The organism is uncultured Senegalimassilia sp., from assembly GCF_934632265.1.
In the GTDB taxonomy this organism is placed as follows: Bacteria; Actinomycetota; Coriobacteriia; order Coriobacteriales; family Eggerthellaceae; genus Senegalimassilia.
The window spans coordinates 19,376-40,078 of sequence record NZ_CAKTYH010000006.1 but is presented as its reverse complement, the minus strand read 5'-3'; the positions used below and the strand labels follow the sequence as shown (position 1 = coordinate 40,078).

At 60.7% G+C, this 20,703-nt stretch carries 18 protein-coding genes, 2 tRNA genes and 1 pseudogene; 16 read left to right on the top strand and 5 right to left on the bottom strand.

Features of this window, described 5'->3' with window-relative positions; all coding sequences use genetic code 11:
- Positions 1–71 precede the first annotated feature (71 nt).
- The 4 genes and pseudogenes from Q0H50_RS01255 to Q0H50_RS01245 all read right to left on the bottom strand — a co-directional run bounded on the left by Q0H50_RS01255 (position 72) and on the right by Q0H50_RS01245 (position 3,743).
- Entirely contained in the window at positions 72–1,478 is a 1,407-nt protein-coding gene (locus Q0H50_RS01255) for an aminopeptidase (protein WP_294418444.1), read from the bottom strand.
- Positions 1,479–1,888: 410 nt separating this feature from the next.
- Positions 1,889–2,740, bottom strand: coding sequence for a hypothetical protein (locus Q0H50_RS01250; RefSeq protein ID WP_294418442.1), 852 nt, complete (start codon positions 2,738–2,740; stop codon positions 1,889–1,891).
- Positions 2,741–2,872: 132 nt separating this feature from the next.
- A pseudogene (locus tag Q0H50_RS09565) lies at positions 2,873–2,935 on the bottom strand (zinc-ribbon domain-containing protein); the annotation flags it as partial.
- Between the two features lie 121 nt (positions 2,936–3,056).
- Positions 3,057–3,743 (bottom strand): DUF4282 domain-containing protein, encoded by a 687-nt coding sequence (locus tag Q0H50_RS01245; protein WP_294418440.1) that lies wholly within the window; start codon positions 3,741–3,743, stop codon positions 3,057–3,059.
- 252 nt (positions 3,744–3,995) lie between these two features.
- Here Q0H50_RS01245 and Q0H50_RS01240 point away from each other — a divergent pair, with 252 nt between their 5' ends.
- The 5 genes from Q0H50_RS01240 (at position 3,996) to Q0H50_RS01220 (ending at position 12,925) form a co-directional block, all read left to right on the top strand.
- Positions 3,996–5,198: a DUF6273 domain-containing protein gene (locus Q0H50_RS01240; RefSeq protein WP_294418439.1), complete on the top strand. Its 1,203-nt coding sequence runs from the start codon at positions 3,996–3,998 to the stop codon at positions 5,196–5,198.
- A 44-nt stretch (positions 5,199–5,242) separates the two neighbouring features.
- Positions 5,243–6,151 (top strand): serine hydrolase, encoded by a 909-nt coding sequence (locus tag Q0H50_RS01235; RefSeq protein ID WP_294418438.1) that lies wholly within the window; start codon positions 5,243–5,245, stop codon positions 6,149–6,151.
- A 196-nt stretch (positions 6,152–6,347) separates the two neighbouring features.
- Positions 6,348–9,662 carry an ABC transporter ATP-binding protein/permease gene (locus tag Q0H50_RS01230; RefSeq protein WP_294418437.1) on the top strand — a complete coding sequence of 1,105 codons (3,315 nt, stop codon included), beginning with the start codon at positions 6,348–6,350 and terminating at the stop codon, positions 9,660–9,662.
- A 140-nt stretch (positions 9,663–9,802) separates the two neighbouring features.
- The gene (locus Q0H50_RS01225; RefSeq protein WP_294418436.1) at positions 9,803–11,209 is read left to right on the top strand and encodes a sodium-dependent transporter; all 1,407 of its coding nucleotides are present in this window, start codon (positions 9,803–9,805) and stop codon (positions 11,207–11,209) included.
- Positions 11,210–11,407: 198 nt separating this feature from the next.
- Complete coding sequence (locus Q0H50_RS01220; protein ID WP_294418435.1) at positions 11,408–12,925, top strand: IMP dehydrogenase; 1,518 nt, start codon at positions 11,408–11,410, stop codon at positions 12,923–12,925.
- Positions 12,926–13,026: 101 nt separating this feature from the next.
- Here Q0H50_RS01220 and Q0H50_RS01215 read toward each other — a convergent pair whose 3' ends face one another.
- Positions 13,027–13,947: a LysR family transcriptional regulator gene (locus Q0H50_RS01215; RefSeq protein ID WP_294418434.1), complete on the bottom strand. Its 921-nt coding sequence runs from the start codon at positions 13,945–13,947 to the stop codon at positions 13,027–13,029.
- Between the two features lie 143 nt (positions 13,948–14,090).
- On the opposite strand from Q0H50_RS01215, the gene Q0H50_RS01210 reads away from it, so the two are divergent.
- The 11 genes from Q0H50_RS01210 to eno all read left to right on the top strand — a co-directional run bounded on the left by Q0H50_RS01210 (position 14,091) and on the right by eno (position 20,537).
- A tRNA-Lys gene (locus tag Q0H50_RS01210) sits at positions 14,091–14,166 on the top strand.
- A gap of 36 nt (positions 14,167–14,202) precedes the next feature.
- Positions 14,203–14,276: transfer RNA gene (locus Q0H50_RS01205), tRNA-Gln, on the top strand.
- Between the two features lie 378 nt (positions 14,277–14,654).
- A complete protein-coding gene (infA, locus tag Q0H50_RS01200) occupies positions 14,655–14,873 on the top strand; it encodes a translation initiation factor IF-1 (RefSeq protein WP_042436934.1) in 219 nt (72 codons plus the stop codon).
- A gap of 100 nt (positions 14,874–14,973) precedes the next feature.
- Positions 14,974–15,087: a 50S ribosomal protein L36 gene (rpmJ, locus tag Q0H50_RS01195; RefSeq protein ID WP_006363204.1), complete on the top strand. Its 114-nt coding sequence runs from the start codon at positions 14,974–14,976 to the stop codon at positions 15,085–15,087.
- Positions 15,088–15,108: 21 nt separating this feature from the next.
- A complete protein-coding gene (gene rpsM / locus Q0H50_RS01190; protein WP_042436929.1) occupies positions 15,109–15,477 on the top strand; it encodes a 30S ribosomal protein S13 in 369 nt (122 codons plus the stop codon).
- A gap of 16 nt (positions 15,478–15,493) precedes the next feature.
- Positions 15,494–15,892, top strand: coding sequence for a 30S ribosomal protein S11 (rpsK, locus tag Q0H50_RS01185; protein WP_042436927.1), 399 nt, complete (start codon positions 15,494–15,496; stop codon positions 15,890–15,892).
- Positions 15,893–15,911: 19 nt separating this feature from the next.
- Entirely contained in the window at positions 15,912–16,508 is a 597-nt protein-coding gene (rpsD, locus tag Q0H50_RS01180) for a 30S ribosomal protein S4 (RefSeq protein ID WP_042436924.1), read from the top strand.
- A 27-nt stretch (positions 16,509–16,535) separates the two neighbouring features.
- The gene (locus Q0H50_RS01175; RefSeq protein ID WP_042436921.1) at positions 16,536–17,486 is read left to right on the top strand and encodes a DNA-directed RNA polymerase subunit alpha; all 951 of its coding nucleotides are present in this window, start codon (positions 16,536–16,538) and stop codon (positions 17,484–17,486) included.
- A gap of 12 nt (positions 17,487–17,498) precedes the next feature.
- Positions 17,499–17,987, top strand: a complete 489-nt coding sequence (rplQ, locus tag Q0H50_RS01170) for a 50S ribosomal protein L17 (RefSeq protein WP_042436918.1) — start codon at positions 17,499–17,501, stop codon at positions 17,985–17,987.
- 157 nt (positions 17,988–18,144) lie between these two features.
- Positions 18,145–18,912: an energy-coupling factor transporter transmembrane protein EcfT gene (locus tag Q0H50_RS01165; protein WP_294418433.1), complete on the top strand. Its 768-nt coding sequence runs from the start codon at positions 18,145–18,147 to the stop codon at positions 18,910–18,912.
- 332 nt (positions 18,913–19,244) lie between these two features.
- The gene (gene eno / locus Q0H50_RS01160) at positions 19,245–20,537 is read left to right on the top strand and encodes a phosphopyruvate hydratase (protein WP_042436916.1); all 1,293 of its coding nucleotides are present in this window, start codon (positions 19,245–19,247) and stop codon (positions 20,535–20,537) included.
- Positions 20,538–20,703: the final 166 nt, after the last annotated feature.

Below are 20,703 nucleotides of genomic sequence, written 5' to 3'. Positions count from 1 at the left end.
GGCGCCTCTTGTTGTCTGTCGGCGGTTTTCCGAGGTTGCGTGTGGAAATCGCTTCCGCTTCCCGTTGCCTGCTATGCGCGCAGGAACGCCTCGTATCCGCGTTCGGCCTCGTAGATGTCGGCTTTGCTGGTGGTCTCCCAGGGGCTGTGCATGGAAAGGACTGCCACGCCGGAGTCGATGACGTCCATGCCGTACTTTGCGGGGATATACGCGATGGTCCCGCCGCCGCCGGCGTCGACCTTGCCCAGCTCGCAGGTTTGGAACTGCACGCCGGCGTCGTCCATGATCTTGCGGATGCGCGCCATGTACTCGGCGCGGGCGTCGTTGCTGCCCGACTTGCCTCGAGCGCCCGTGTACTTGTTGAACACCAGGCCATGGCCCAGATATGCGCTGTTCTTGGCCTCGAATACGCTGGCGTATGCGGGGTCGAAACCGGCGGAGACATCGGAGGAGAGCATGGCGGATGCGGCCAGCGCGCGGCGCAGCGGCAGCATGCCGCCCTCGCCGGCAAGCTCCATGATCTCGGCGATGGTGTTCTCGAAGAACTGCGAGGCCATGCCCGTGGCGCCTACGCTGCCAATCTCCTCCTTGTCCACGAGCACGCACACGGCGGCGCGGTCGAGCTCCTCACCGGCAACGGCAAGCTGCGCTACCAGCGAGGTGTAGGCGCACACGCTGTCGTCCTGGCCGTAGCCCAGCACCATGCTGCGGTCGAAGCCCAGGTCGCGGGCGCGGCCGGCGGGCACGACCTCAAGCTCGGCGGACAGGAAGTCCTCTTCCTCGATGCCGTACTTGTCGGCAAGCAGCTTCAGGGCGAACGTCTTCACGGGGTCCTTCTGCTCCTTGGCCTCGCCGTCCTCGTCGCGCACCACCAGGGGGCGGTTGCCTACCAGGATGTCGAGCGCTTCGCCTTCGACGACCTCGTTGGCCTTCTTGCCCATCTGCTGGTTCGCCAGGTGGATGAGCAGGTCGGAGATGCAGAAGACGGGGTCGTCGGCGTCCTCGCCGATCTTCACGTCCACCACGCTGCCGTCCTTTTTGGCGATGACGCCGTGCAGCGCCAGCGGGACGGTGACCCATTGGTAGTGCTTGATGCCGCCGTAGTAGTGAGTGTCCATGAAGGCAAGCTCGCTGGATTCGTACAGCGGGTTCTGCTTGACGTCCAGGCGCGGGCTGTCGATGTGCGCGCCCAGGATGTTCATGCCCTCGGTCAGCGGGCGAGCGCCCAGCTGCACCAGGATGACGGCCTTGTCGCGCATGGTCGCCCACACCTTGTCGCCGGGGACAAGCTTGCGGCCTGCGGAAATGGCGGCGTCCAGGCTTTCGTAGCCGGCGGCTTCGGCGCTGCGGATGGCGGCGGCGGAGAACTCGCGCTCGGTCTTGTTCTCGGAGATGAAGTCGATATAGCCGGCGGCGAGCTGCTCGAGCTCGGCCAGCTGGTCCTCATCGTAGCGTTTCCACGCGGATTCGCGTTCCATATGCGCTCCTTGCGTTTGGGGATCGTTGCTCGCAGACGATAGTACGCCAACAGACGCGGGCATGCTAGGCGGGGAAGGGGCGCAACGGGGAAAGCCGACAACTGCGGTGGTCGCGTGCGCGGGTTGCGGGAAACGGCGTTCGACTCGGAAGGCCGTTGGCGGTCGTGACGCTGCTCGAAGGGCCTTCTACTCAAGGCCGGGTTAAGCGAAGGAAGCGGCTTTTGCTGGGCAGTGCTCCTGCATCGCCATGCGCCAAAGGTAACGGATTCCACACATTTCGCGAAAGCGGGGCGGATAGGGCGCGCGGCAGCACAAGCTGAAATCATCAATTATTGCTAACGATGGGCCTGACGGCTCTATGAACAGCGAAGGTACCAAATCGGGATTTCGGGCGAATCGCCTTGAAGACGCTATGAAATGAGCGGAATCCACTCGATGGAGCTGTCGGCCGGGTATTGTTGCTCGATGGCTTGTTTCTCGGTTTGGAATTGCTCGGCGGTAATGGACGTCTTGTTGCCCTGCGCGTCAATCTTCACGTACGTCCCGCTCTCCATGCCAAGCTTCTCGACTACGTTGAGGTTATCGGTGCGACCGTTGAAGCCGTTCGTGTAGTCCGTCCAGGCATCGCCGGTGCCGGTCGGGTAGGCACTCAGCGTGCTCACGGTGATCATCCAGTCTTGGAAGCTGCCGCTTCCGCGTTCGTAAAGATAGCCGCCGGCGCAAACTCGCATAATCGAACGCTCCCATGAATAAGCGACGCGAGCAGGGGTGTCGTTGACGTAGGACCAGATGTCGAACGCCTGCGTGTTGGACTGCGCGTCTTTGCAGCCGATGATCAGCTCGGGGACGTCATCGCCGTTCAGATCGGAAAAGGCGTAGCAAACGCTCGAGAAGCCGTTGTCCGCCCAATCCATAAGATAACTGGGACTGGCCATCGAATTCACGTAAGGATGTCTGGAGGCTAAGTCGTCCTTGCTGAGCTTGGCGGAATCGTCTGCAAGCGAGCGATAGTCGTCAACGACCGCTTGCAGGGCGGCTTGCGCCTCTGCGGCGGAGTTGACGGGTGCAGGCGTGGGTTCTGGCTCTGGTGCGGTCTCGGGTGCCGGCTCTTGCTCCGGCACTGCAGCAGCCGATGACTCTTCCGGTTGCTTGATTTCCGGGGTCTCTTGCTCGGTTGAGACCTGCTCGTCTGCGGGTTTTGCCGGGCTGTTGATGGAGAGCGCGCCGAAAGCGACTCCGCCGGCGATAAGCGCAAACGCCACGGCGGAAACCGCGATCGCGGTGGGCTTTCCGATAGTTTTCCTCCGGGGAGCAACCGCTTGGGAACAGGGCGTCACGTCGGATGCGCTTGGCGAAACTTGGCTATCGGCGGGGGATTGTTCGCTGGTAGCGTTTCCGCAGGTTGGGCAAAACCGTGCATTTTCGGAAAGCTTCGCTCCGCAATGCTCGCAGTACATCGACGCCTCCTTCGCGGCTGCAGTTATGCCTGCAGCCGATACCTGATACTAAAAACTACGGCAATCCGTTGAGGGCGGTTGCCCTGCTTGTGAATCAAAGCTATTTGCGATGGCTTATATGCTACGGCCGGGGGTGTCCGCATTTGGGGCAAAACGACCCGGCGTTGCCCGTCTTCCCACACGGGCAGTCCCACGTGCTTGCTGCGACGGGGCTGATGGGCGCTGTCGGCTGAGCGGGCTGTGCGGGCTGAGCGGGTTGGGCAACCGTCTGCTCGGCCTTGTCCGTCGAGATATCGCGGGAGCGACGTTTTGCGGTAAATATCCCGCTCAAGTCGATTGAGTCATTGGACGTCGAATCGGTCGATCCGAGCATTTTGTTGCGGATATCGTGCAGATCGACCGCACCGCGGATGAACATCATGCTCCATTCGAAAAGCAAGCGGTTGGCAACCTCGAGAATCACGAATGCGAAGACGGCTATGATGAGACCTTCGAAGAAGGCTCCCATTGCTCTGACGCCCGATTTCGATGCAGCGGACATAAAGGGGAGGATCAGGCAAAGTGCCGCTATCCAGGTTGTTGAGAGCGCATACAGGAACTTCGTGATGCTTTCGATGAACAAGTGGTCGAAGCTGAAGAACTTGGTGAGCGGCTTCGTCTTGTCCGCATTCTTGCTTGCGAACTTGATGAACAGCACAATCGCCCCCGCAATGGCTGCAATCCCCAAAATGGGCGCGATGATGCTGATGGCGGTAGACATCCCGTGAGAGCCAGTTGAACCGTACATAGCGCCAGTTGAACCGTACATAACGATCCCTCCTTTTTGAACCCCGAAGCGGCCTTCCTGCCGCAATGAAGATAGTATACCGGCTACGGCGCCCCGTGGCATTCGTCACAATCGCCTTAGCGGGAGCCGTCTCAAGGACAAGCGGTGAAACCGGGCGGAGGGGTGCCGGACGCTGATTCGCCTGTTTTCTTTGCTTGTTGTTCGGCTACTATGGAGCCATCATGTTGCTGTCGTGGCAGATGCTGTTTGGTGGCTAGCGGTAGGGGGTGCGCTATGTTCTGCGCGAATTGCGGAAAGCCGATTGAGGATGATGCCAGGTTCTGCGAGTTCTGCGGGGCCCCGGTTCTTGATGAAGAGCCTGCGTCGTACGCTGGCGATATCTCGGGCCGGCAAGCGGGGGATACCGTCTCCGCGCAGGCATCGCCGTCGCAGGATGTTGGGGGCAATCGGGGGTTTCGCCCGGCGATGGCGCAAGGAGCCGCCTCTCGGGGCAAGCTCATCTCCCCGCAGGTTGCGACCGTTGCGGCGGTATGCGCGGTTCTTGTCATCGCGGTAGCCGTGTTCGCTGTGCCTCGCATCGTCGGAGCGGTTGGTGGCTCGTCTAGCGAGGTGGTAAGTCGGCAGCAGACCGACCAACAGGCCCAACAGCAATCCGACGGGGCGCAGGGATCCGCCACGGAAAACGCCGTCTCCCAGCAAGTGCAGGTGAAAAGCGGCATCTCCGAGTATTCGTGGGCTGACCTTTCGAATATCGCTGCGGAAATAGAGCGCACGGCGAAAAATCGCGACGACGCCGTGAAGATGGCGGCAAGTTATAACCTCGTGAAATCGGACGGTTCGTTTACCGGCGAAACGAAGACGCTGCAGACGTCCATGGGGGATGTGGACGTGTTCATCGTCGATGTATTCAAAGACAAAAACTCGAGCGGGCGGAACGCAGCGTTCACGTTTATGACCTCGGAGATTTTCGCCCAGCATCCCATGAATCCCACGGCTTCGAACTCCGGTGGCTGGAAGTCGTCGGGCATGCGCGCTTGGCTGAACGGGGAAGTGCTGCAGTCGTTTCCCGACGAAATGCGTTCTGACGTGGTGGCGGTGAGCAAGCTGTCGAACAACGCCGGTAAGACCACTTCGCCTGCAAGCGTTACCGAGACGCAGGACAGCGTATGGCTGTTCTCCTGGATGGAGTGCCTTGGTCCCATTGCGTGGAACAAAGGGTCGGATCAAAGCTATATCGACACGGTGGATAATAAGGAGGGGTCGCAATACGCTTGGTTCAAGCAGCAAGGCGTTGCTGGTGAGCAGGGCCATGCCTCGCTTGATCGCAGCATTGCCTGGTCGAGCGATCCCAGCGTATGGTGGATGCGTTCATCGGCTCCTAATGTCTCAACGTCGTTCGGGGATATGGGGCCGGAGATAGATAACGGCGGCTATGCCTCCACTGCGGAGGGCGTCGTGTTCGGGTTCTGCTTGTGATGGGCGCGGCGGAGCGGGCCGTTGGCATCAGGGTGATGCTTGCGGTGGCGCTGTTTTCGTCATGCTTGCTTGCCGGGTGCGCTTCCGGCCAGACAAAACAAGGGGAGGTCGCTGGCGCTACCGACGTAGAGGCGCTTGTCGACCGCGTCGATGATGTTCGTGCCGACGAGGTTCCGGCGTCCGCTTCGGCGCCGGAGGGCTTGCGGGATTCGCTGGAGCAGGCCATGGAGGCTCATGCGGGGACTTATGCCGTTGCATGCGCGTCGGCCGATGGATCGTGGTTGGTTGACGTGAACGGTGGCAAACCCTTCGTTTCCGCTAGCATCATCAAGCTGGCGATATTGGGGACTTTGCTCGATCAGGCCCAATCCGGGGCGCTATCGCTTGATGATTCGGCAACTGTGGGCCCATCGGACATAGTGGGAGGTACGGGCGTTATCCAGGCATCGGGCGCTGGAGGGTCGTATACGTATCGCCAGCTTGCCGCTTACATGATTCAAGATAGCGATAATATCGCCACCAATCTGATCATCGATGCGGTCGGCATGCCGGCCGTGAACGAGTACGCGAGCGAAATCGGCCTTACGCAGACCGTGCTCAACCGCCGTATGATGGATTTTGCTGCGGGCGATGAGAACTATACATCGGCGAACGACGTTGCTCGTATGCTGCAGCTTATCTACCAGGGAAAGCTGGTGAACTCGGACATGAGCGAGTTTGCTCTTGACTTGCTGAAAGGCCAGCATGATGACGCTGGGTTGCTCGAAGGGTTGCCTGCGGGCAGCGTTTTTGCCCACAAGACGGGTACGTTGGATGGCGTGTTCAACGATGGGGGCATCGTGCTTGACCAGAGCCCCTATGTGATGGTGGTGCTTTCCGGCGATGCCGAAAAGTCGCAGGCGCAGGCTTGCATGGTTGATATCGCGCAAAAGGCGGATTCCGAAATCGGCTAATAGATATGCGGCTTGCTTTTCCTTAATGGCCTGCCATGGAAGTGGCAGGCCATTTCCGTTGCGGCTTTTGCCGGGCGGTGCTCCTGCATCGCGGGCCGAAGGTAACGGATTCCACGCATTTCGCGAAAACGGGGCGAATAGGGCGCGCAGCGGGGGATAATCATAGCGATTGTCTTCAGATTCGAAAGGCGGCTGCATGCTGCAACTGATAAACGTGTGCAAGTCCTACACCACCGCGGACTTCACGCAAACCGCGCTCGACCATGTGTCGGTGGCCTTCCGCGACAATGAGTTCGTGGCGGTGCTGGGGCCTTCAGGCTCGGGCAAGACCACCATGCTCAACATCATCGGCGGCCTTGACCACTACGATGACGGCAACCTGCTCATCGACGGCGTGTCCACAAGCGAGTACAAGGACCGCGATTGGGACGCGTACCGCAACAACCGCATCGGCTTCGTGTTCCAGGCCTACAACCTTATCCCGCATCAGACCATCCTGGAAAACGTTGAGCTCGCCCTCACGCTTTCCGGCGTGTCCCGCGCCGAACGTCGCCAGCGCGCCGTCGAGGCGCTTGGCCGCGTGGGGCTTGCCGAGCACGTGAACAAGAAACCTAGCCAGCTTTCCGGTGGTCAGATGCAGCGCGTCGCCATCGCCCGTGCGCTCATCAACGACCCCGAGATCTTGCTGGCCGACGAGCCCACGGGCGCGCTCGATTCCAAGACCAGCGTGCAGATCATGGACCTGCTCACCGAGATCGCCGACGATCGCCTGGTCATCATGGTCACGCACAACCCCGAGCTGGCGCAGCGCTATGCCACGCGCATCGTCACCCTGGCCGACGGCGTCATCCGCGACGACACCCGTCCGTTCGACCCGGCGGCCGAGAATAGCCCGCGCCGCGTCGCGAAGCAGGCCCGCCGCACCAGCATGTCGTTCCTCACGGCGCTTTCCCTGTCGTTTAAGAACCTGCTCACGAAGAAGGGCCGCACGCTTATGACGGCGTTCGCGGGCAGCATCGGCATCATCGGCATCGCCGCCATCCTGTCGCTGGCCAACGGCGTGAACAGCTACATCGCCAACGTGGAGGAGGAGACGCTTTCCGAATACCCGCTGCAGATCCAGGACCAAGGGTTCGATATGACCAGCATGATGGGTCTGGGCAGCGGTGCGGAAGGATCGTCGTCGGAGAAGGCGCAGGACGACGCGTCCGATGACGGCTCGGGCAAGCCCGTGCACGAATCGAAGATGATCGCGAGCACCTTCGACAGCATCGGCAGCAACGACCTGGCGTCGCTGAAGGAGTACTTCGATTCGGGCGAATCGGGCGTGGAGCCGTACGTGAGCTCCATCGAGTACGGCTACAACGTCACGCCGCAGATTTTCAGCTCCGACACATCCGGCGCCGTGCGTCAGGTGAACCCGGACAAGTCGTTCGCTAGCATCGGCCTGGGATCGTCAACGGCCTCGAACGGCATCATGTCGTCGATGATGAGCACCAACATCTTCTACAAGCTGCCCGACAACATGGGCATGGTTGAAGGCCAATATGACGTCATGGCAGGTCATTGGCCCGAAAACTACGACGAGGTCGTGCTGGTGCTCACCCCGGGCGGCAGCGTGAGCGATTTCATGCTCTACTCCATGGGGCTGCGCGACCATGCCGAGCTTGAGAGCATGGTGCGCGCCTTCGCCAACGAAGAAGCCGTCAACGCGCCGAGCGACAGCCTGTCGTTCTCCTATGACGACCTGATGGGCGTCACCTTCAAGCTGGTGAACGCCGCGGACTTCTACCAGCGCGACGACGAATACGGCGTGTGGAAGGACAAGTCCGGCGACGATGCCTACATGAGGAACCTGGTGGACAACGGGGAAACGCTGAAGATCGCGGGCGTCGTGAAGCCGAAGGAGGGCGCGAAGATCACCTCCCTGCAGACGGGTCTGTACTACCCCTCCAGCTTGGTGAACCACCTGATCGACCAAGCGGGGAACACCCAAATCGTGCAGGACCAGAAGGCGAACCCGGCAACGAACGTGATCACGGGCAAGTCGTTCGCCGATGAGGAAAGCGACCAGAAAAACGGTAACGCCTTCGATATGTCCAGCCTGTTCACCATCGATGGGCAGAAGCTGCAGAGCGCCTTCACGTTCGACCAAAGCGCGCTGACCGCGGGGCTGCAGGGCGCCGATCTGGGCGCCAGTATGGATTTGTCGGGCATGAACCTTGATCTTTCCAGCTTGCCCGCCTTCGACGCGTCGTCCATCAGCATCGATCCGAGCGCCATCGACGTCAGCAAGCTCAGCCTTGATTTCAGCGGGCTGGACATCAGCTTCGACGGCGTGCAGCCCACCATCAAAACCGATGCGCTCACCGCCGGCGTCATGGGCATCGTGCAGGGATACCCTGCGTGGCTGGCGGCGCACCCGGAATATGCGGGCAGCCCCGATACGGCCGTGGCGGCGTATCTGGCAGACCCCGCCACGCAGGCGGCGATGCAGCAGGTCATCGCCGACTCCATCGACTTCAGCGGCATGTCGGGCCAGATCGAGCAGCAGCTGCGCGACCAGCTTTCGCAGCAGGTTGGCCAGCAGCTTCAGCAGCAGCTGCTCCCGGCGTTGACGCAGGCCATCTCCTCGCAGCTGCAAACGCAGCTCGGCGCCGCCGTGCAGGCGTACATGCAAAGCGCCATGTCGCAGGTGATGACCCAGTTCGCGAGCGCGATGCAGCAGCAGGTGTCCGCCGCGATGAACTCCTATATGACCAAGCTTGCCGGCAACATGTCCAGCGCCATGGGCATCGACCAGTCCGCGTTCGCCGACGCCTTCCAGATGAACATGGACGAGAAAGAGCTTGCCGAGCTCATGGCAAGCCTCATGTCCACCGAGCAGTCCAGCTACGACAACAACATGAAGAAGCTGGGCTGGGCCGATTACGCCAAGCCCGCCAGCATCGACATCTACCCGAAGGATTTCCCCAGCAAGCAAAGCGTCATCGACATCCTCGACGCCTACAACGACCGCATGGAGGCCAACGGCGAAGAGGGGAAGGTGGTCAGCTACACCGATATCGTGGGCGCGCTGATGAGCTCGGTCACCACCATCGTGAACATGATCAGCTACGTGTTGGTGGCGTTCGTGGCCATCTCGTTGGTGGTCAGCTCCATCATGATCGGCGTGATCACCTATATCAGCGTGCTCGAGCGCAAGAAGGAGATCGGCATCCTGCGCTCCATCGGCGCCAGCAAGGGCGACATCAGCCGCGTGTTCAACGCCGAGACCATCATCGTGGGCTTCACGGCGGGCGTCATCGGCATCGGGTTGACCGCGCTTGCCTGCATACCCGCCAACGCCATCGTGTACTCGCTGTTCGACGTCCGCAACGTGGCCATCCTGCCCTGGCAGGCGGCGGTGGTGCTCGTGGGCATCAGCATGCTGCTCACGTTCCTGGCGGGCCTTATCCCCTCAAGCGCCGCCAGCCGAAAGGACCCGGTCGAGGCCCTGCGGTCGGAATAAGGCGACCGTGTTCGGTAACGTTTCTGGCGGCAGGCCCCGCTTTCCGCTACACTGCAAGGGTTGATTGTGAGCGCCCGGCGTATCGCTACGCCGGGCGTTTTCTGCGTTACGCGCGCCGCGGTGCGCGGTTTGGAGGATGAATGGAACGCGAGAAGTTCGGAACCCGCCTCGGGTTCATCCTGGTGAGCGCAGGCTGCGCCATCGGTTTGGGCAACGTGTGGCGCTTCCCCTATATCACGGGTGAGTACGGCGGTGCGGCGTTCGTGATCATGTACCTGGTGTTTCTTGCCATCTTCGCGCTTCCGGCCCTCATCATGGAGTTCGCCGCCGGCCGCGCAAGCCAGCGCTCCATCGCGCGCAGCTACGACGTGCTTGAGCCGGCGGGAACGAAGTGGCATGCGTTCAAGTGGCTGGCGCTTGCCGGCAACTACCTGCTCATGATGTTCTACACCACCGTGGGCGGCTGGATGCTCGCCTTCGTGGTGAAAAGCGCCTCCGGCGAGTTCGTGGGCCTTGAAAGCTCCCAGGTGGCGGACGTCTTCAACGGCTTGCTGGCAGACCCGGTGCAGCTTGCCGTGTACATGCTCATCATCGTGGGCGTGGGCGTGGGCGTCACGCGCGCCGGCGTGCAGAAGGGCGTGGAGCGCGTGACGAAGGTTATGATGATGGCCCTGTTCGTGGTGCTCGTAGCCCTGTGCGTGCGCGCGGTCACGCTGCCGGGCGCGGCAGAGGGCCTGCGCTTCTACCTGATGCCCGACTTCAGCAAGATGTTCGCCGGCGCCACGCTGGCCGAGCAGCTGGCAACCTTCGGCGATGCCGTGTACGCCGCCATGGGTCAGGCCTTCTTCACCGTTTCGGTGGGCATGGGCGGCATGTCCATCTTCGGCAGCTATATCGGCAAGGACCATACGCTTACGGGCGAGGCGGTGCGCGTGGCCGGCCTTGATACGCTCGTGGCGCTGATGGCGGGCCTCGTCATCTTCCCGTCGTGCTTCGCGTTCGGCGTGGAGCCGGGTTCGGGCCCGGGCCTGGTGTTCATCACGCTGCCCAGCGTGTTCAACGAGATGCCGTTCGGCCAGCTGTGGGCCGTGCTGTTCTTCGTGTTCATGACGTTCGCCGCGCTGTCCACCGTCATCGCCGTGTTCGAGAACATCATGAGCTTCACCATGGACCAGTGGGGGACGCCGCGTAAGAAGGCATGCGTGGTCAACGGCGTGCTGCTGGCGGTGCTCAGCATGCCGTGCGTCTTGGGCTTCAACGTGCTGGCGGGCTTCACGGTCCCGGGCATCGGCGACATCCAGGCCATCGAGGACTTCCTGGTATCGAACAACATCCTGCCGTGGGGCGGCCTGCTGCTGGTGCTGTTCTGTACGCGAAAAAGCGGCTGGGGCTGGGAAGGCTTTTTGGCGGAGGCCGACACGGGCAGCGGCTTGAAGTTCCCGCGATGGGCGCGCGGCTACGTGACCTACGTCATCCCCGTGGGCATGCTCATCGTGTTCGCCATGGGTTACGCTCCCATCATCGCGAAATGGGCGGGGCTGGGCTGATAAGGCTGCAAAATCGCATATCGCGCCTGCTAGGGCCGCCGGGGAGCCGGCGGCCTTTTTCGTTGCCCGAAGGCGCTTTCCTTCGTGCGTTTCTCCACATTCTCGGCTATTTGCCGGCCTGCCCTCGCAATCGGGCCGTCGGCGTGACTATAATGGCTAGCAACGAAAATCCCGTTGCGAGAGAAGGAGCCGTCTCCCATGGCTTATTATTACGACGAGCCGTCACGTACGTTCAACGAGTATCTTCTGGTACCTGGTCATACGCCTGCTACGTGCGTTCCGGCGTCGGTGAGCCTGAAAACCCCGTTGGTCAAGTACCGCAAGGGCCAGGAAGAGTGCCCGCTTTCGCTCAACATCCCCATGGTCAGCGCCATCATGGCCGCCGTGTCCGACGACAACATGGCCGTCGCCCTGGCAACCGAGGGCGGTCTGAGCTTCATCTACGGCAACCAGACCATCGAGCAGGAAGCCGCCATGGTCGCCCGTGTGAAGAACTACAAGGCAGGTTTCGTCGAGTCCGACGCCAACCTTTCCCCCGACATGACGCTTAACCAGGTTGTGGCCCTGAAGGAGCAGACGGGCCACTCCACCATGCCCGTCACCGACGACGGCTCTGCCCATGGCAAGCTGCTCGGCGTGGTCACCGAGCGCGACTACCGTCTGTCCCGCATGACCGGCGAGGAGAAGGTCTCCGAGTTCATGACCCCGCTCGAGAAGCTGGTCACCGCTTCCGATGACACCTCCCTCAAGGTCGCCAACGATATCATCTGGGATCACAAGCTGAACTCCCTGCCGCTGGTGGATGCCGAGGGCAACCTGGTCTACATGGTGTTCCGCAAGGACTACGACAGCCACAAGTCCAACCCCAACGAGATGCTCGACAGCCACAAGCGCTACATCGTGGGCGCGGGCATCAACTCCCGCGACTACGCCGAGCGCGTTCCCGCGCTGGTCGAGGCAGGCGCCGACGTGCTGTGCATCGACAGCTCCGAGGGCTATTCCGACTGGCAGAAGATGACCATCGAGTGGGTGCGCGAGCACTACGGCGATTCCGTCAAGATCGGCGCCGGCAACGTGGTCGACGGCGAGGGCTTCCGCTTCCTGGCAGAGGCTGGCGCCGACTTCGTGAAGATCGGCATCGGCGGCGGTTCCATCTGCATCACCCGCGAGACCAAGGGCATCGGCCGCGGCCAGGCCACGGCAACCATCGAGGTGGCCAAGGCTCGCGACGAGTACTTCAAGGAGACCGGCATCTACGTGCCCATCTGCTCCGACGGCGGCATCGTCTATGACCATCACATCTCCCTGGCGCTGGCCATGGGCGCCGACTTCGTCATGCTGGGCCGTTACTTCGCCCGCTTCGATGAGTCCCCGTCGGCCAAGGTCATGGTCAACGGCACCTACATGAAGGAATACTGGGGCGAGGGTTCTGCCCGTGCCCGCAACTGGGGCCGTTACGACCTGGGCGGCAAGAAGAGCCTGTCGTTCGAGGAAGGCGTCGACTCCTACGTGCCCTACGCCGGCCCGCTTAAGGACAACATCGCGGTCACGTTGCTGAAGATCAAGTCCACCATGTGCAACTGCGGTGCGCTCACCATCCCCGAGTTCCAGGACAAGGCCAAGCTCACCGTCATCAGCTCCACCTCCATCGTCGAGGGCGGGGCGCACGACGTCGTGCTCAAGGACAAGGCTCCTTACGCCTCCAACATGCGCTAAGCTCATCGCCTAGCCAAACGAAAGCCTCGCCCGGTCAGTGCCGGGCGAGGCTTTTTTGGTTGCACGATGTCTTTTGCGGGGCGAAACGCGCGTGCGCGCCGCTATCGCGCGGTCACGCCTTCGCTTTCCCCGATGATGCGGTGCAGCTCCTCGATGTAGCGGTCCAAAAGCTCGGAGGGCTTGCGCTCGTTGTGCATGATGTATCCCACGGTCATGCGCTCGTCGGTGTCAAGCGGGATGCTCACGATGCCCGTATGCATTTCGCTTGAAAGCACGCCCGTGGAAAGCGTGTAGCCGTTGTAGCTGGTCAGCAGGTTGGAAAGCGTGCCACGGTCGGAGATGCGGATGTTGCGCGAGTGCTCGACGTAGCTCAGCGGCTCCTCGGAATAATAGAACGAGTTCGCGGTGCCCTGCTCGAAGCTGTAGCGAGGCCATTCCGTCAGTTCTTCGGGCTTGATGATATCGCGCTCTGCCAGCGGGTGGTTCTCGCCCACGAACACGTGCACGCCCGCATCGAACAGCGGGTAGAACGCGACGTCGGCGTCGTCGAACGCCTTCTGCATGACGCGCTGGTTGAACGCGTCCAGGTACAGAATGCCCACTTCGCTGCGGAACGACCGCACGTCGTCGATGATCTCGGCGGTGGTGGTCTCGCGTAGGATGAAGTCGAAGAAGTCCCCGTCGCATCGCTCGACCACGTTCACGAAGGCCTCCACGCTGAAGGCGTAGTGCTGGGTGGACACCGCCAGGCGCGCCTGGGGCTTTTCCTTGTTGGCGTAGCGCGACTCCAGCATGTTCGCCTGCTCGATGACCTGGCGCGCGTAGCCGAGCAGCTCGGTGCCGTCATTGGTCAGCGTCACGCCGCGGTTGCTGCGCGTGAAGATGGAGATGCCGAGCTCCTGCTCAAGCTCCTTGATGGCAGTGGACAGGTTCGATTGCGACGCGTAAAGGTTCTGCGCGGCGGCGTTGATCGATCCGTATTCGGCAATGGCGATAAGGTAACGAAGCTGTTGAAGCGTCATGGTTGCGTCCTTCGCGAAAGATAGCGTTGCAACGCATTGTAAGGCTCGAAGGTTGCAATTGCGGCGGCAAGATGAATTCCCCATTTTCCCGTTGACCGTTTCATGGGGCACCGGTAAAATGGATTGACGCGCATATGCGAAGTGGGCCTTTAGCTCAGTCGGTAGAGCAGGGGACTTTTAATCCCAAGGTCGTGGGTTCGATCCCCACAGGGCCCACCACTTTTGCGCAGGGCCGCCACGGCGGTTTGAATGCACTGGGCCATCGTCCAACGGCAGGACTCTGGTTTTTGGTACCAGCTACCTAGGTTCGAATCCTAGTGGCCCAGCCATTTAATGATTTTGCCTCCCGATTGGGAGGTTTTTTATTGCTTGAGAAGGGTCGGAACGCGTGATTTCTCTTGCAATGCTCTTGACGCATCGCGGTTAAGGAGTATAGTTGCAAGAATCTGAACGCGAATCTCATCTTATTCATTCTCACGCGTTAAGCCGACAAGGCGGCTGCGCAATGCGCGAATACCTGGCGGCCTCGCCCAATCTCAGCGGCGAAGGCTGCGCGGCATCTAGACCGCACGCCTGACATGCAGGTACCGAAAAGCCACGAGCTCCTCTGGTCTTGTGCGCTTTGTGTATTTTCCCCACACAACTCAATAAGTTTGGTATCATTCCGGATTGCTGCGAAAAGACGAGATTAGTTTGAAGGAGCACCGTTGACCAAGCAAGATGTTATCGAACTGGGTGGTAAGGTTCTCGAAGCCCTGCCGAACGCCATGTTCAAGGTGGAGCTGGAAAACGGCCACCAAATCCTGGCCCACATTTCCGGCAAGATGCGTATGCATTACATCAAGATCTTGCCCGGCGACAAGGTGACGGTCGAACTGTCCGTCTACGACTTGAACCGCGGGCGCATCACGTACCGTTTCAAGTAGTTTCAGCCCGCGCGCAAGCCGGCGCGCCAGTGTCCCCGAGAATAATCACCTGCGGCTGGGTGTGTACATATAGGACCGCATTAACCGAAAGGAAATTGAAATGAAGGTACGTCCTTCGGTCAAGAAAATGTGCGACAAGTGCAAGATCATTCGACGCCATGGCAAGGTCCTCGTTATCTGCGAGAACCCCCGTCATAAGCAGCGTCAAGGCTAGGAAGAAAGAGGAGATAAACCTATGGCACGTCTTGTTGGTGTCGACCTTCCTCGCGACAAGCGCATTGAAGTCGGCTTGACCTACATCTACGGCATTGGCCTGACCACGTCCAAGAAGATCTTGGCTGAGACGGGCATCAATCCGGACACGCGCACGAACGACCTCACCGAAGAGGATCTCGTCAAGCTGCGCGACTACATCCAGAACAACATCAAGGTGGAGGGCGACCTGCACCGCGAGGTGTCTCAGAACATCAAGCGCCTTATGGAAATCGGCTGCTACCGTGGCCTGCGTCATCGCAAGGGCCTGCCCGTTCGCGGTCAGCGCACCCACACGAATGCCCGTACCCGCAAGGGTCCCCGCAAGCAAATCGGCGGCAAGAAGAAGTAAGTAAGGGAGCTAAGAAGTGGCAACTAAGAAAAACGTGCGCACGCGCATCAAGCGCTCCGAGCGCAAGAACATTGCCGTTGGCGCTGCGCATATCAAGTCTACGTTCAACAACACCATCGTCAGCATCACCGATCCTCAGGGCAACGTGATCTCTTGGCAGTCCGCCGGTACCGTCGGCTTCAAGGGTTCCCGTAAGTCCACGCCGTTTGCCGCGCAGATGGCTGCTGAGGCTGCTGCCAAGACGGCTATGGAGCACGGCCTGAAGAAGGTCGCCGTGTACGTCAAGGGCCCCGGCTCTGGTCGCGAGACGGCTATCCGTTCGCTGCAGGCTACCGGTCTGGAAGTCGCCAGCATTCAGGACTGCACCCCCATTCCGCACAACGGCTGCCGCCCCAAGAAGCGTCGTCGCGTGTAACTGAAAGGATCTATTTACTATGGCTATCAATAGAACTCCGGTTCTTAAGCGCTGCCGCCAGCTGGGCCTGGATCCCGTCGTGCTGGGTTACAGCAGCTCCAAGACTTCCAAGCGCGAGCCCAAGCGTCGTCGTAAGGAATCCGAGTACGCGATGCAGCTTCGCGAGAAGCAGAAGGTCAAGTTCATCTACGGCGTGCTGGAGAAGCAGTTCCATGGCTACTTCAACAAGGCCAAGTCCATGCCGGGCATCACGGGTGACAACCTGATGATCATCCTGGAGTCCCGTCTGGACAGCGTGATCTTCCGTCTCGGCTTCGCCCGCACCCGCAAGGAAGCTCGTCAGATCGTGACCCACGGCCACATCACCGTCAACGGCCGCCGCGTGGACATCCCGTCCTACCGCGTCAAGGCCGGCGACAAGATCGCCGTTGCCGACAAGTCCAAGGAACTGCTGGTCATCAAGAGCGCTCTGGTTTCCAACGCCCGTTTCCAGGTTCCGGCTTGGCTTGAGGTTGACATCGAGAAGCTGCAGGGCAGCGTTCTGGCTCTTCCGACCCGCGATCAGATCGATCTCGACATCCGCGAACAGCTCATCGTCGAGCTCTACTCCAAGTAATCGCGCTAGTAAGGAGGCTTACCCAACATGACAGAGTTCATGAGGCCGACGGTAACAACGGAAGAAGTCAACGATACTGTTGCGCGTTTCATCGTGGAACCGCTGGAGCGTGGCTACGGCTATACGCTGGGTAACAGCATGCGTCGCGTTCTGCTGTCGTCTCTCGACGGCGCCAAGGCGACGGCCATCCAAATCGACGGTGTGCAGCACGAGTTCACCACGGCCGAAGGCGTTATCGAGGATATCACCGATATCGTCCTGAACGTCAAAGGCCTGGTCTTCTCGGCTCTCAATGACGACGTGGAAGAGGCCACGGCTCATGTTTCTGCCGAGGGCCCCTGCGTTGTGACCGGTGCGGACCTGCAGGTTCCCACCGAGTTCACGCTGATCAACCCCGAGCATGTCATCGCCACGGTTGCCGACGGCGGCCAGCTTGACATGACGGTGCGCATCGGCGTGGGCCGCGGTTACGTTTCCGCCGAGCGCAACAAGCGCACGGAGGATCCTATCGGCGTCATCCATGTCGACTCGCTGTTCTCCCCGGTTCGCCGTTGCACGATGAACGTGACCGACACCCGCGTGGGCCAGCGTACCGACTACGACAAGTTGGTTTTGGAGGTTGAGACGGACGGCTCCATCGAGCCTATCGATGCGGTCACCCGTGCTGCCAACATCATCAACCAGTACATGGGCGCGTTCCTCAGCCTGACCAGCACCCCCGAAGAGGAAGAGGGCGAAGTGCCGTCCATCTTCGCTCCGGAGGGTCAGGAGTCGAACGCCGAGCTGGACAAGCAGATCGAGGACCTGGACCTGTCCGTCCGCTCGTACAACTGCCTGAAGCGCGCCGGCATCCATTCGGTGCGCCAGCTGGTCGAGTTCTCCGAGAACGACCTGCTGAACATCAGGAACTTTGGTGCGAAGTCCATTGAGGAAGTGAAGGACAAGCTCATTTCCATGGACCTCAATTTGAAGCAATAGGAGAAACCTACCATGAGGCATAACTACAAGGGCCGCAAGCTGGGCACCGACTTTGCCCATACCAAGGCCATGAAGCGTAGTCTGGTGCAGGCGCTGTTCCTCAACGACCGCATCAAGACCATCGAGTCCCGCGCTAAGGAAATCCGCCCCGATGTCGACAAGATCATCACCTGGGCGAAGAAGGGCGACCTGCATAGCCGTCGTCTGGCCATCGCTGCGCTGGGTAACGACAAGGAACTGGTCCGCGAGATCTTCGAGAAGGTCGAGCAGGGCATGTTCGCCGATCGTCAGGGTGGCTACACCCGCATCATGAAGCTTGGCAACCGCAAGGGCGACAACGCTCCCATGGTCATCATGGAGCTCGTCACCGAGCCGGTGGCCAAGAAGGCTGAGAAGCCGGCCGCCAAGAAGGCTGCTCCGAAGAAGGTCGAGGCTGTCGAGGAGCCCAAGGCCGAGGAAGCTGCTGAGGCTGTCGAGGCTGCTGAGGAGAAGGCTGAATAAGCTTTCTGCCCAACAAGCTTTTTGAAAGGACCCTTTGGGGTCCTTTCTTTTTTGGCCTATTGGTCGATTCGCTTGTTGACATGCTTTTGTCTTCGTTCTCGCGAAGGTCCTATGGCGGCGCGACTTAAAGGGTCAGCGGGGCTCTTTCATGACTTGAATGCTGCGCTATACTTCACGCATGCAATTACGAGTTAACACGTATATCGACGGCGATTCCTTTGTGCATACCTGTGATGCGCGGGTGAAGGTTCTGCTGCTGTGCGCATACACTGCAACCGTCTTCTGGGTTGAAACGTGGGTCGGACAGTTCTTGCTTGGCTTTTTGTGCCTGATGCTGGCCTTATCGGCCCGCGTTCCGCTTGGTCGAATGCTGGCCATGGGCATTCCCGTGTACATGATGGCGGCTCTCACTGTGCTGTTCGCATCGATCAACAGCCAGGTGGGTTTTGCGCTAGGCTGCTTCTACGGCGTACGTATGATTCTGCTTATCCTTGGCAGCTTCGTCGTCGTGCTTACCACCACTTCGACGGCGCTTACCGATGCGTTGCGATCGTTTGTGTCTCCGTTGCGTGTTCTGCATGTGCCCGTAGATGACATCGCCATGGTGTTCAGCATGGCTATCCGCTTCATCCCCTTGATGGCTCAAGAGATTTGCGCGATTCACGATGCCCAATTCTCGCGCGGCGCTTCGTTTCATCGCGGTGGCTTATGGCAACGCGTATCGGCGTGGCCGCCGGTATTCATCCCGTTGTTTGTCGGCATGTTCCGAAGAGCCGATAAACTCTCGGTCGCCATGGATGCCCGCTGCTATGGCGCTCGGGGCGGCAGACGAACCTCGCTGCGCGAATGCCGCATGACGCCCGCTTCGGTAGCCGCGTTAGCCGTCGGTCTAGGCCTTCTTGCCGTTATGGCGCTTTTGCTCTAGTCGTAGCGATGCTTCTCCAGCCGCCGTCTTTGCATACGGACACGAATTCGGCCGCGGTAAACGCCGCCGCCTTCGCACGCGACGCGTATTCGGCGATGGCGAACGTCGCTGCCATCGCCATTCTCTAGCAATCGCCTACGTGCACAGGCTCATATCGCCGTCCGGCGCGTTTGCCAACGTGAGGCTGGCTAAGTTGTCGCCTCCGCGCACAGGCGCATTTCGCCGTCCGCCTGCTGGTTCGCACATGTCGGGGCGGGCATGGTATCATTTGCCCGTATGGCCTGGTGCAAGGCGCCGGGCGCAAAAGGAAACATCCTACGAGGAGGCATTCAATGAGCGTCATCATCGATGTGTTCGGGCGTGAAATCCTGGACTCTCGCGGCAACCCCACGGTCGAGGTGGAAGTTGTGCTGGAGGATGGTTCCTTCGGTCGTGCGGCCGTTCCCTCCGGTGCGTCCACGGGCGCGTTCGAGGCAGTTGAGCTGCGCGATTGCGACAAGGAGCGTTATCTGGGCAAGGGCACGCTTGATGCCGTTGGCCATGTCAACGATGAGATCGCCGATGCGCTGGTCGGTTTCGAGGCCGACGATCAGCGCGCCATCGACGACGTGATGTTGGAGCTGGACGGCACGGACAACAAGGGCGCCCTGGGCGCTAACGCCATCCTGGGCGTGTCCCTGGCTTGCGCCAAGGCGGCTGCCGAGTCCGCCGGTCTTCCGCTGTACAAGTACGTCGGCGGCGTGAACGGCCATATCCTGCCCACGCCCATGATGAACATCCTCAACGGCGGCGTGCATGCCGACAACAACGTCGACTTCCAGGAGTTCATGATCATGCCGGTGGGCGCCGAGTCGTTCGCCGAGGCGCTGCGCTGGTGCGCCGAGATCTACCACACCCTGAAGAAGGTCCTGCATGAGGCCGGCCTGGGCGGCGGCGTCGGCGACGAGGGCGGTTTCGCTCCGAACTTCACCACCAACGAGGAGCCCCTGCAGTACATCGTGAAGGCTTGCGAGGCGGCTGGTTACAAGCCCGGCGACGACATCATGTTCGCCATGGACCCGGCTTCCACCGAGTTCTACAACGCCGAGACCGGCAAGTACGAGCTGAAGGGTGAGGGTCGCGAGCTGACCAGCGCCGAGATGGTGGACTACTGGGCCGCACTGGTCGAGAAGTACCCGATCATCTCCATCGAGGACGGCATGGCCGAGGAGGACTGGGACGGCTGGAAGCAGCTGACCGATCGCATCGGCGACAAGGTGCAGCTGGTGGGCGACGACCTGTTCGTCACGAACTCCAAGCGCCTGGCGAAGGGCATCGAGCTCGGTTGCGCCAACGCCATCCTCATCAAGGTCAACCAGATCGGCAGCCTGTCCGAGACGCTGGATGCCATCGAGATGGCCAAGCAGGCGGGCTACGCATGCGTTATGAGCCACCGTTCCGGCGAGACCGAGGACACCACCATCGCCGACCTGTCCGTGGCCCTGAACACCGGCCAGATCAAGACCGGCGCTCCGTGCCGCAGCGACCGCGTTGCCAAGTACAACCAGCTGCTGCGCATCGAGGAGGAGCTTGACTCCCAGGCCCAGTACGCCGGCAAGAACGCTTTCTACAACATCAAGCGTTAATCAAGGCGTCGCCGGGCCGATTCCGGCGAACACCGTGAAGAATGCAGGCCGCTCAGACGCGCCGTTCCGCTGCAGTTTGCGCGATTGGGGGTAAACCTTGATCGCGCGCTGCGAGTGGGGCCGTGCGTCTGGGCGGTCTTTCGTTTTTGCCGTTGAATCAAAGGTT

Excerpts from the sequence above, each read along its gene's own strand:
- Q0H50_RS01255 (WP_294418444.1), bottom strand. The coding sequence starts at position 1,478 with ATGGAACGCGAATCCGCGTGGAAACGCTACGATGAGGACCAGCTGGCC.
- Q0H50_RS01245 (WP_294418440.1), bottom strand. The coding sequence starts at position 3,743 with ATGTACGGTTCAACTGGCGCTATGTACGGTTCAACTGGCTCTCACGGG.
- Q0H50_RS01240 (WP_294418439.1), top strand. The coding sequence starts at position 3,996 with ATGTTCTGCGCGAATTGCGGAAAGCCGATTGAGGATGATGCCAGGTTC.
- Q0H50_RS01230 (WP_294418437.1), top strand. The coding sequence starts at position 6,348 with ATGCTGCAACTGATAAACGTGTGCAAGTCCTACACCACCGCGGACTTC.
- Q0H50_RS01225 (WP_294418436.1), top strand. The coding sequence starts at position 9,803 with ATGGAACGCGAGAAGTTCGGAACCCGCCTCGGGTTCATCCTGGTGAGC.
- Q0H50_RS01220 (WP_294418435.1), top strand. The coding sequence starts at position 11,408 with ATGGCTTATTATTACGACGAGCCGTCACGTACGTTCAACGAGTATCTT.
- Q0H50_RS01215 (WP_294418434.1), bottom strand. The coding sequence starts at position 13,947 with ATGACGCTTCAACAGCTTCGTTACCTTATCGCCATTGCCGAATACGGA.
- rpmJ (WP_006363204.1), top strand. The coding sequence starts at position 14,974 with ATGAAGGTACGTCCTTCGGTCAAGAAAATGTGCGACAAGTGCAAGATC.
- rpsM (WP_042436929.1), top strand. The coding sequence starts at position 15,109 with ATGGCACGTCTTGTTGGTGTCGACCTTCCTCGCGACAAGCGCATTGAA.
- rpsD (WP_042436924.1), top strand. The coding sequence starts at position 15,912 with ATGGCTATCAATAGAACTCCGGTTCTTAAGCGCTGCCGCCAGCTGGGC.
- Q0H50_RS01175 (WP_042436921.1), top strand. The coding sequence starts at position 16,536 with ATGACAGAGTTCATGAGGCCGACGGTAACAACGGAAGAAGTCAACGAT.
- rplQ (WP_042436918.1), top strand. The coding sequence starts at position 17,499 with ATGAGGCATAACTACAAGGGCCGCAAGCTGGGCACCGACTTTGCCCAT.
- Q0H50_RS01165 (WP_294418433.1), top strand. The coding sequence starts at position 18,145 with ATGCTGCGCTATACTTCACGCATGCAATTACGAGTTAACACGTATATC.
- eno (WP_042436916.1), top strand. The coding sequence starts at position 19,245 with ATGAGCGTCATCATCGATGTGTTCGGGCGTGAAATCCTGGACTCTCGC.